Source organism: Enterobacter sp. Taxon_8 (genome assembly GCF_058354585.1).
On sequence record NZ_CM177989.1, the window covers coordinates 789,363 to 799,937 of the forward strand.

Here is a 10,575-nt window from a genome sequence, read left to right on the forward strand (position 1 = left end):
GTTAGCTAAACTTTTCAGCCATTTCGCCCAGAATCTGTTCGCACCAGGTTTGCAGGCGCTCATCGCTGAGATCGTACTGGTTGGTTTCATCCAGCGCGAGCCCAACAAACAGCTCGCCGTCGGCAATAATCGGTTTTTTACTGGTGAACTCGTAACCTTCGGTTGGCCAGTAGCCGATAAACGACACCCCTTTCGGTGCCAGTTTGTCGTGCAGCATGCCGAGCGCGTCCAGGAACCATTCCCCGTAACCGAGCTGGTCCCCCATGCCGTACATGGCAATGATTTTGCCGTCGAGGTTGACTGAGTCGAGTTGATCCCAGATGGCTTCCCAGTCTTCCTGTATCTCACCAAAATCCCAGGTTGGGATGCCAAGGATCAGGACATCGTACTGTTCCATCAGCGCGACCGCGTCATCTTTCAGGTTATGCAACGTCACCAGTTCCGGGCCAATGATGTCGCGAATTTTCTCTGCCGCCATTTCGGTGTAGCAGGTGCTGGAACCATAGAACAGACCAATATTCATCGCGTAACTATCTCAATTCTTGCTTTGACTATGCGCGTAGTGTACCAGAAACCGGTCGCAATCAGGCATAATGGCCTGACTGCAGAATCAAAGGGGCTGATGTGGAAAAGGATCTCGCACTGATCGAACAGTTTCTCGACGCGCTGTGGCTGGAGAAAAATCTGGCCGAGAATACGCTCAGCGCCTACCGGCGCGATCTTACCATGCTGGTGGAGTGGCTGGCCCGTCGGCAGCTCTCGCTGGCGAGCGCGCAAAGCGACGACCTACAGGCGCTGCTCGGTGAACGTGTAGAAGGGGGGTACAAAGCCACCAGTTCCGCTCGTTTGCTCAGCGCCATGCGTCGGCTGTTCCAGCATCTCTACCGTGAGAAGATTCGCGAAGACGATCCAAGCGCGCTGCTGGCTTCCCCTAAGCTTCCGCAGCGGCTGCCGAAAGATCTCAGCGAAGCACAAGTTGAGAGATTATTACAGTCACCGGCTGTTGACCTGCCGCTGGAGTTACGCGATAAAGCCATGCTTGAGCTATTGTATGCTACCGGCTTGCGCGTTTCGGAACTGGTTGGCCTGACGATGAGCGACATCAGCCTGCGTCAGGGCGTGGTGCGCGTCATTGGTAAAGGAAATAAGGAAAGGCTGGTTCCGCTGGGGGAAGAGGCGGTTTACTGGCTGGAAACGTACCTGGAGCATGGCCGTCCGTGGCTGCTCAATGGTACGTCTATCGACGTCCTGTTTCCGAGCCAGCGCGCCCAGCAGATGACGCGGCAAACGTTCTGGCATCGCATTAAGCATTACGCCACACTGGCGGGTATCGACAGTGAAAAGCTTTCGCCGCACGTATTGCGTCACGCCTTCGCGACGCATCTGCTCAACCACGGCGCTGATTTACGCGTGGTGCAGATGCTGCTGGGACACAGCGATCTTTCCACGACGCAAATTTACACCCATGTCGCGACGGAACGCCTGCGGCAGCTACACCAACAGCACCACCCTCGAGCGTGAGTGCCGACGAATTGTAACAGGATCACATATGAAAAAGTCTTTCGCGCTGTTCACCCTGCTGGCAGCCTCATTTACCGGTTTCGCCCATGCGGACGATGCCGCCATCAAACAGTCGCTGGCTAAGCTTGGCGTCACCGGCAGCGATATTCAGCCTGCACCGGTTGCTGGGATGAAAACGGTACTGACCAACAGCGGCGTGCTGTACGTCACCGAAGACGGCAAACACATTATTCAGGGGCCAATGTACGACGTGAGCGGCGCGCAGCCGGTGAACGTCACCAACCAGCTGCTGATGAAAAACCTGAACGCGCTCGAAAAAGAGATGATCGTCTATAAAGCGGCGCAGGAAAAACACGTTATTACCGTTTTCACCGACATCACCTGCGGCTACTGCCACAAGCTGCATGAAGAGATGAAAGACTACAACGCGCTGGGTATTACCGTGCGTTACCTGGCCTTCCCGCGCGCGGGCGTGCAGAGCCAGCCCGAGCAGGACATGAAGGCTATCTGGTGTGCGAAAGACCGCAACAAAGCGTTTGACGACGCGATGAACGGCAAAGGCGTTAAGCCGGCCTCCTGCGACATTGATATCGCTAACCACTACGCGCTCGGCGTGCAGTTTGGCGTGAGCGGTACGCCAGCGATTGTCCTGAGCAATGGCTATGTCGTTCCGGGCTATCAGGGGCCAAAAGAGATGAAAGAGTTCCTCGACGCGCACCAGAAACAGTTTGGTGGTAAATAATCCGCGTGAAAGCCCCGATAAAATTGCGCCGCCGCGAGGCGGTTGAACCGGTTGATTTGCCAGACGATCTCCCGGCGCTGCTTAAGCGCCTCTACGCCAGCCGCGGCGTGCGTCGCGCTGAGGATCTTGAGCGCAGCGTGAAAGGGATGCTGCCCTGGCAGCAGCTGAGCGGTATCGAAAAAGCTACCGAAATGCTCTACAACGCGCTGCGTGAAGGAACGCGGATTGTGGTGGTAGGGGATTTCGACGCCGACGGCGCAACCAGCACCGCGCTGAGCGTGCTCAGCCTGCGCGCGCTGGGCTGCGATAACGTCACGTATCTGGTGCCTAACCGTTTTGAAGACGGCTACGGACTCAGCCCGGAAGTGGTCGATCAGGCCCATGCCCGCGGTGCGCAGATGATCATGACCGTCGATAACGGGATCTCTTCCCATGCGGGGGTCGATCATGCTCACGCTCTGGGGATCCCGGTGCTGGTTACCGATCACCACCTGCCGGGCGAAACGCTGCCGGATGCGAAAGCGATTATTAATCCCAACCTGCGCGACTGCGATTTCCCATCGAAATCCCTTGCGGGCGTAGGCGTGGCGTTTTATCTGATGCTGGCGTTACGGACTCTGCTGCGCGATAAGGGCTGGTTCGAATCCCGCGGTATTGCCGTACCGAACCTGGCGGAATATCTCGATCTGGTGGCGCTGGGCACCGTCGCGGACGTGGTACCGCTCGATACCAATAACCGCATTTTGACCTGGCAGGGCCTAAGCCGCATTCGCGCGGGCAAGTGCCGGCCGGGGATCAAGGCGCTGCTGGAAATAGCCAACCGCGATCCGCTCAAGCTGGCGGCAAGCGATTTGGGCTTTGCGCTCGGGCCGCGCCTGAACGCGGCCGGAAGACTGGACGATATGTCCGTCGGCGTGGCGCTGCTGCTGTGCGACAACATCGGTGAAGCGCGCGTGCTGGCCAACGAGCTGGACGCCCTGAACCAGACACGCAAAGAGATTGAGCAGGGGATGCAGGCCGAAGCGCTGACCCTGTGCGAAAAGCTTGAACGCAGCGGCGATACGCTGCCGGGCGGCCTGGCGATGTACCATCCCGAGTGGCATCAGGGCGTGGTGGGCATTCTGGCGTCGCGTATTAAAGAACGTTTCCACCGGCCGGTGATCGCGTTCGCCCCCACGGGTGATGGCACGCTGAAAGGCTCTGGCCGCTCAATCCAGGGGCTGCACATGCGCGATGCGCTGGAGCGTCTCGATACGCTGTATCCAGGTCTGATGATCAAGTTCGGCGGCCATGCGATGGCGGCTGGCCTGTCGCTGGAAGAGGCGAAATTCGACGAGTTCCAGCGCCTGTTCGGCGAGCTGGTCACCGACTGGATTGACCCGGCCCTGCTTCAGGGGGAAGTGGTGTCCGATGGCGAGCTTTCACCGCTTGAGATGACGATGGACGTGGCGCAAATGCTGCGCGATGCCGGCCCGTGGGGGCAGATGTTCCCGGAACCTCTGTTTGACGGGCGATTCCGCCTGCTGCAGCAGCGCATTGTCGGCGAACGTCATCTGAAAGTGATGGTCGAGCCCGTGGGCGGTGGACCGCTTCTGGACGGCATTGCTTTTAACGTCGATACCTCCATCTGGCCGGACAACGGCGTGCGCGAGGTCGAGCTGGCGTACAAACTGGACATCAACGAGTTTCGCGGTAACCGCACCCTTCAGATCATCATCGACAATATCTGGCCAATTTAGCGGCAGTAATCTCTATAAAAAAGGGCGTGGATTCGGTACAATCCCGCTCTTATCACCGCATTTTGACAAGTCCATAAAAGAAAACAGACCATGTTTGAAATTAATCCGGTAAAAAACCGTATTCAGGACCTCACGGAGCGCTCTGACGTTCTTAGGGGGTATCTTTGACTACGATGCCAAGAAAGAGCGTCTTGAAGAAGTAAACGCCGAGCTGGAACAGCCGGACGTCTGGAACGAACCTGAACGCGCCCAGGCGCTGGGTAAAGAGCGTTCCTCTCTCGAAGCTATCGTAGATACGCTGGATCAAATGGCCCAGGGGCTGGAAGATGTTTCCGGTTTGCTGGAGCTGGCCGTCGAAGCTGACGACGAAGAAACCTTTAACGAAGCCGTGGCAGAACTCGACGTGCTGGAAGAGAAGCTGGCGCAGCTTGAATTCCGTCGCATGTTCTCCGGCGAATACGACAGCGCTGACTGCTATCTCGATATTCAGGCAGGTTCCGGCGGTACCGAAGCGCAGGACTGGGCCAGCATGCTGACGCGTATGTACCTGCGTTGGGCAGAAGCGCGCGGCTTCAAAACCGAAATTATCGAAGAGTCTGAAGGTGAAGTAGCGGGTCTGAAATCCGTCACCATCAAGATCATTGGCGATTACGCCTACGGCTGGCTGCGTACCGAAACCGGCGTTCACCGCCTGGTACGTAAGAGCCCGTTCGACTCCGGCGGCCGCCGTCATACCTCCTTCAGCTCCGCGTTTGTTTACCCGGAAGTTGACGAAGATATTGATATCGAAATTAACCCGGCGGACCTGCGTATCGACGTTTACCGCGCATCCGGCGCGGGCGGTCAGCACGTTAACCGTACGGAATCGGCGGTGCGTATTACCCACATTCCAACCGGGCTGGTCACGCAATGCCAGAACGACCGTTCCCAGCATAAGAACAAAGACCAGGCCATGAAGCAGATGAAAGCGAAGCTTTATGAGCTGGAGATGCAGAAGAAAAATGCTGAGAAACAGGCGATGGAAGACAACAAGTCTGACATCGGCTGGGGCAGCCAGATCCGTTCTTACGTCCTTGATGACTCCCGCATCAAAGACCTGCGTACCGGGGTTGAAACCCGCAACACGCAGGCGGTGCTGGACGGCAGCCTGGACCAATTTATCGAAGCAAGTTTGAAAGCAGGGTTATGAGGAACCAACATGTCTGAACAACAAGCACAGGGCGCTGACGCGGTAGTCGATCTTAACAACGAACTTAAAACCCGCCGCGAGAAGCTGGCAGCGCTGCGCGAGCAGGGCGTGCCGTTCCCGAACGATTTTCGTCGTGACCATACCTCAGACCAACTGCACGCTGACTTCGACGCGAAAGAGAACGAAGAGCTGGAAGCGCTGAACGTTGAAGTGGCCGTTGCAGGCCGCATGATGACCCGTCGTATCATGGGTAAAGCCTCCTTCGTGACCCTGCAGGACGTTGGCGGCCGCATTCAGCTGTACGTTTCCCGTGACGATCTTCCGGAAGGCATCTACAACGAGCAGTTCAAGAAGTGGGATCTGGGCGATATCCTGGGCGCGAAAGGTAAACTGTTCAAAACCAAGACCGGTGAACTTTCTATCCATTGCACCGAGCTGCGTCTGTTGACCAAAGCCCTGCGCCCGCTGCCGGACAAATTCCACGGCCTGCAGGATCAGGAAGCGCGCTATCGTCAGCGCTACCTGGATCTCATCTCTAACGATGAATCCCGCAAGACCTTTAAAATTCGCTCCCAGATCATGGCCGGTATCCGCCAGTTCATGGTCAACCGCGACTTTATGGAAGTGGAAACCCCGATGATGCAGGTGATCCCTGGCGGCGCGTCTGCGCGTCCGTTCATCACCCATCACAACGCCCTGGACCTGGACATGTACCTGCGTATCGCGCCGGAACTGTACCTGAAGCGCCTGGTGGTCGGTGGTTTTGACCGCGTGTTCGAGATCAACCGTAACTTCCGTAACGAAGGTATCTCCGTTCGCCATAACCCAGAGTTCACCATGATGGAACTCTACATGGCGTATGCGGATTACAAAGATCTGATCGAGCTGACCGAATCCCTGTTCCGTACCCTGGCGCAGGATATTCTGGGCACCACGCAGGTCCCTTACGGTGAAGAAGTCTTCGACTTCGGCAAGCCGTTCGAAAAACTGACCATGCGCGAAGCGATCAAGAAGTACCGTCCGGAAACCAACATGGCGGATCTGGATAACTTCGATTCTGCGAAAGCGATCGCGGAAAGCATCGGTATCAAGGTTGAGAAGAGCTGGGGTCTGGGCCGTATCGTGACCGAGATCTTCGAAGAAGTGGCCGAAGCGCACCTGATTCAGCCGACCTTCATCACCGAATACCCGGCGGAAGTCTCTCCTCTGGCGCGTCGTAATGACCAGAACCCGGAAATCACTGACCGCTTCGAATTCTTCATCGGCGGCCGTGAAATCGGTAACGGCTTTAGCGAGTTGAACGATGCGGAAGACCAGGCTCAGCGTTTCCAGGACCAGGTTGACGCGAAAGCGGCAGGCGACGACGAAGCGATGTTCTTCGACGAAGACTACGTGACGGCGCTGGAACACGGTCTGCCACCAACGGCGGGTCTGGGCATTGGTATCGACCGTATGGTTATGCTGTTCACCAACAGCCACACCATCCGCGACGTGATCCTCTTCCCGGCGATGCGCCCGGTGAAGTAAGACGTTAAGATGTAAAAAAAGCCCCGAAAGGGGCTTTTTTATTGCGCCGCGAAGGCTTTAAGTTCTTCGCGGGCGGTCGTCGCTTCCATGACCATCCACGGGCTAAAGGCCCAGGGCGTCGCGTCCAGCGCGCGGAATAACGCCTCCAGCTCAACCCACTGATAGTCCATCACTTCATCTTCGTTTATCGTCACGTCATTGGTGATACGGGCGGCGAATACCGGGCAAATTTCATTTTCCACGATCCCGGACGGGTCGGTTTCCCGATAGCGAAATTCAGGGGCGACGGCGGTGATATCGGTCAGTTCAGCGCCCACTTCAAAGCGGCAGCGGCGGATTATCGCCTGGACTGTCTCTTCGCCCGACTGCGGGTGGCCGCAAACGGAGTTGGTCCAGACGCCGGGCCAGGCTTTTTTGCTTAAGGCGCGTCGGGTGATCAGACATTCCCCTTTTGCGTTAAAAAGCCAGGAAGAGAACGCCAGATGCAGCGGGGTATGTAACGTGTGAGCGGCATATTTTTCCTGAGTGCCAATCACCATTCCCTGGTCGTTTACCAAAATAACGTGTTCTTGAATACTCATTGATGCTCCAGTGCCAAAATGCCGAGTGGTTCAGCACCATCAGCCGAAGCATTATACTGCATTCTTATACGAACGGTTTGGCTCGTAGAGCGGAAAAGGGCATGACCCTTATTCGTTTTGGCTGTTATCATAGTGCGCCATTCACGCTGACCGAGGATCTGTTTTGTTTGCAGGAAGCCTGACGAGAAACCCCATTACCGCCATTTTTTGCCTGACGCTGACGCTATTGCTGGCGGGCTGTTCAGGGAGCAAATCTTCGGATACGGGAAGCTATTCCGGTTCGGTCTACACCGTTAAGCGCGGGGACACCCTGTACCGGATTTCGCGCGCAACGGGGACCAGCGTGAAGGATCTGGCGCGGCTGAATAATCTTTCGCCACCTTACACCATCGAGGTGGGGCAGCAGCTGAAGGTTAGCGGCGGATCGTCCTCGGGCAAAAAATCCTCTTCGAAAGGCAAAACCGCCAAAGTGACGCCGTCCTATCAGGTGCCACAATCGTCATGGCCGCCGGTTGGACAGCGCTGCTGGATTTGGCCTGCCAGCGGTAAAGTGGTCGCCCCTTACTCACTCTCTGAAGGTGGCAACAAGGGTATTGATATCGCCGCTGCGCGCGGTACGCCGGTTTATGCCTCCGGCGCCGGGAAGGTGGTTTACGTCGGTAACCAGCTGCGCGGCTACGGTAACCTGATCATGATTAAACATGGTGAAGACTACATCACGGCCTATGCTCACAACGACACGATGCTGGTCAACAACGGGCAGAACGTCAAAGCAGGGCAGAAGATTGCCACCATGGGCAGCACCGGTACGGATTCAGTGAAGCTGCATTTCCAGATCCGCTATAAGGCGACGGCCATCGATCCGCAGCGCTATCTGCCTGCGCCCGGCAGTAAGCTGAAGTGCTAAGTGATTATTTAATCGCCGGTTAGTTGTGAAGAGGCTTGTATGAAGGTGCGTAAAGTCTATAATGCTTTACGCACCTCAAAGCGGGCGTAGTTCAATGGTAGAACGAGAGCTTCCCAAGCTCTATACGAGGGTTCGATTCCCTTCGCCCGCTCCATTCTCCTGATAAATCAACAAGTTATGATTTATCAGTTAGTTACGTTGCCCCGCTTTAGCAGGTACAACTTAAACTACCCATTGTTCTACGCCCGCACCTGTCGCGTGATTGGTCTGTGGTACAAGGGAGCATATCATCACGCAGGCGGTGGTTCCAAGTTCTTACCGCGACAGCACAACAACGAACAAAAAGCCGCATACCTGGCATAACTCCCGAACAGATTGATCACACGCATTTAAGCCCGATGTGTGGCCCTATAAGCCACGTAAACAGGTGAATAGTGGTAATGCCCCGGTAGCTACAGATCCGGCTCTGCCAGCGCTTCGCTCACGCTCCGAAAGGTACACGAGCACCCTGATAAGGTGTGATCCCTCTGACAATCTGATTTGGTCACTGGTGACTTTCGCAAAGCGAAACCAACTAGGTTGGCCTGATGAAGTCGTTACGCTCCGCTTGTTGCTTGTACCACTAACGGGGCTTTATGGCTTCTATTGTCTGAAGTTAAATGTATATCATTAGGAAAAGTGCGGGAGACATAGCTCCCGCACTCATGGCTGTTAAGGTAAGTATCTGAGGATTTCAGCAGCCCAGTTTCTTCGATGAATTACTCTGGCGCGGTGCAAATTTCCATCTAATATCTCAGCTTTAGTTAGCTGGGATAATTGTTGCCAATCGTTGTTAAAAATATAGGTTGCGTTGTTACATTGCGAGCTTTCCAATACGTAGGTATTGTGATTGGGAAACCCAAAAATTACATATCCCTGGAAGCCAGCTCTTCCGACAGCAACAAAATCAGGTTCCTTACTGTTAATGAGTTCAAGTCTACCCTCTACAACAGCAGCATTTCCTTTTCCTCTCGGTTTGATAGCTGACATAATTTGCGAACCAATGGTGGTCCAAGGATATTGTCCTTGAGGGAGGAGACTCCAGTTTAGTTTTATAGATTGAGTAGTAACGATAGTGTTGAGATCTTCGTCAACAACTTCGCAAAGACCAAATAACTCTAAAAACAAGTTAACGCAATGTGTTACAAGGTCTTTGTTTTCTTCTGTCAAAGTCAACTTAGGTGAAATCACTAGCTTTTGACCATTCAAGTTCTCAACAATTTTCAACTCGATACTTGGTGGTGGAGTGAAAATCCTCTGGTAACGTTGATACTCCATTTCTCGAGTCTCAGTGACCTCTTCAGTCTCGCCTCTACCAACCCATTTTTTCCATGTCCATGATACCTGCCGATAAGCTGTTTCTTTAGGCAACGTTTTGTCTGGCACTGATTTCCCGTTGGCGTTGAAGCGAGTTATTGCACCAACGATGTGAGGAAGAACTTCCTCTCCAAGAGATTGGTTAGCAGTGAACCCAATTGATTGCCCCTTTTGTTGGCTTGGCAGTGCATGAGCGATAAATACATCTCTGCCATCAAAAACAGTGATGTAGTTGTTGATGTTTCTAATTCGCTTCTTCTGAATAAGCATGGTAATTCCTTTTGCGTAAAAACTTATGGTTTACACAACCAACCAAGCCTGGCACAATCAAGCCGTCAGAAATGATGGCGAGGCTAACTATCGTTATGAGTCTGCAAACTCACGGTGGTCATGCTTCAAGGACCGGGTTCATAAATTGAATCCGGTTTTTTTATGCCTACGTATTACATACGGGCACTACATATAGGGGTTTTGAATCAGTTATCCCCTATATGGTGAGTATTCTAGTATCGAAACTTTTCAGCACAAGGGTTGATTTTGACGTTAAATTGAGGTTGTGAAAGGGTAAAAATGCAAAACCCTACACAGCATAAGGCTTGGAAGACATGTCAATAATTAAGAAAAAAAATTCAAAATTTGATCGAGTGCTGATTTCTTCAACGGGAGGGCAGAATTGCGCAACATGATGTCGTGCAATCTCTATAAGAATTTCTGATTACGTTAGTCGTTTTGGTGGTTGGATATAACATATAGTTAACATCTAAGTGTGCGAAAGGATGTGACTAAGAATGACCTTTACAGCCCATGCTCATGTAAAGACCTATAGCGGCTTCAATCCTTTTTAAATCCTAATAACTTGCTAATGATGTGGCTGCTGAGAAAAAAAACCAGTATCCCCACAATGATGGAAACTAATGTCTGTGCAGTCCTGTCCCCGTCTATCGAACTAAAGCGACGATCCACGAAAATAATAGTGCTCCAAGTTGTAATCAAAGGGATCACAATCATTAAGA

Annotated in this window: 9 protein-coding genes and 1 tRNA gene; 7 read left to right on the forward strand and 3 right to left on the reverse strand. The window is 53.7% G+C overall.

Features of this window, described 5'->3' with window-relative positions; all coding sequences use genetic code 11:
- Position 1: 1 nt before the first annotated feature.
- Positions 2-523: a flavodoxin FldB gene (gene fldB, locus AC4IBF_RS03830; RefSeq protein ID WP_008499710.1), complete on the reverse strand. Its 522-nt coding sequence runs from the start codon at positions 521-523 to the stop codon at positions 2-4.
- A gap of 101 nt (positions 524-624) precedes the next feature.
- On the opposite strand from fldB, the gene xerD reads away from it, so the two are divergent.
- The 5 genes from xerD to lysS all read left to right on the forward strand — a co-directional run bounded on the left by xerD (position 625) and on the right by lysS (position 6,718).
- Complete coding sequence (gene xerD, locus AC4IBF_RS03835; RefSeq protein ID WP_133295109.1) at positions 625-1,521, forward strand: site-specific tyrosine recombinase XerD; 897 nt, start codon at positions 625-627, stop codon at positions 1,519-1,521.
- 28 nt (positions 1,522-1,549) lie between these two features.
- Positions 1,550-2,263: a bifunctional protein-disulfide isomerase/oxidoreductase DsbC gene (gene dsbC / locus AC4IBF_RS03840; RefSeq protein WP_029740340.1), complete on the forward strand. Its 714-nt coding sequence runs from the start codon at positions 1,550-1,552 to the stop codon at positions 2,261-2,263.
- Between the two features lie 5 nt (positions 2,264-2,268).
- Positions 2,269-4,002 (forward strand): single-stranded-DNA-specific exonuclease RecJ, encoded by a 1,734-nt coding sequence (gene recJ, locus AC4IBF_RS03845; protein WP_491463161.1) that lies wholly within the window; start codon positions 2,269-2,271, stop codon positions 4,000-4,002.
- 90 nt (positions 4,003-4,092) lie between these two features.
- A protein-coding gene (gene prfB, locus AC4IBF_RS03850) for a peptide chain release factor 2 (RefSeq protein ID WP_096151315.1) occupies positions 4,093-5,191 on the forward strand; the annotation gives its coding sequence in 2 pieces (ribosomal slippage) (positions 4,093-4,167 and positions 4,169-5,191; 1,098 coding nt in all).
- A 9-nt stretch (positions 5,192-5,200) separates the two neighbouring features.
- A complete protein-coding gene (lysS, locus tag AC4IBF_RS03855; RefSeq protein ID WP_021242046.1) occupies positions 5,201-6,718 on the forward strand; it encodes a lysine--tRNA ligase in 1,518 nt (505 codons plus the stop codon).
- Positions 6,719-6,756: 38 nt separating this feature from the next.
- On the opposite strand, the gene idi is transcribed toward lysS, so the two are convergent.
- Entirely contained in the window at positions 6,757-7,299 is a 543-nt protein-coding gene (gene idi, locus AC4IBF_RS03860; RefSeq protein ID WP_133295107.1) for an isopentenyl-diphosphate Delta-isomerase, read from the reverse strand.
- A gap of 163 nt (positions 7,300-7,462) precedes the next feature.
- Here idi and actS point away from each other — a divergent pair, with 163 nt between their 5' ends.
- Both actS and AC4IBF_RS03870 read left to right on the forward strand, forming a co-directional pair.
- Complete coding sequence (actS, locus tag AC4IBF_RS03865) at positions 7,463-8,206, forward strand: amidase activator ActS (RefSeq protein ID WP_252093428.1); 744 nt, start codon at positions 7,463-7,465, stop codon at positions 8,204-8,206.
- Between the two features lie 80 nt (positions 8,207-8,286).
- Positions 8,287-8,360 (forward strand) — tRNA-Gly (locus tag AC4IBF_RS03870).
- 557 nt (positions 8,361-8,917) lie between these two features.
- Here AC4IBF_RS03870 and AC4IBF_RS03875 read toward each other — a convergent pair.
- On the reverse strand, positions 8,918-9,832 hold the full coding sequence (locus tag AC4IBF_RS03875) for a hypothetical protein (protein ID WP_046092646.1): 915 nt from the start codon (positions 9,830-9,832) through the stop codon (positions 8,918-8,920).
- Positions 9,833-10,575: the final 743 nt, after the last annotated feature.

Bases quoted from the DNA above. Each gene is read 5' to 3' on its own strand.
- AC4IBF_RS03875 (WP_046092646.1), bottom strand. From the start codon at position 9,832: ATGCTTATTCAGAAGAAGCGAATTAGAAACATCAACAACTACATCACT.
- dsbC (WP_029740340.1), top strand. From the start codon at position 1,550: ATGAAAAAGTCTTTCGCGCTGTTCACCCTGCTGGCAGCCTCATTTACC.
- lysS (WP_021242046.1), top strand. From the start codon at position 5,201: ATGTCTGAACAACAAGCACAGGGCGCTGACGCGGTAGTCGATCTTAAC.
- idi (WP_133295107.1), bottom strand. From the start codon at position 7,299: ATGAGTATTCAAGAACACGTTATTTTGGTAAACGACCAGGGAATGGTG.
- fldB (WP_008499710.1), bottom strand. From the start codon at position 523: ATGAATATTGGTCTGTTCTATGGTTCCAGCACCTGCTACACCGAAATG.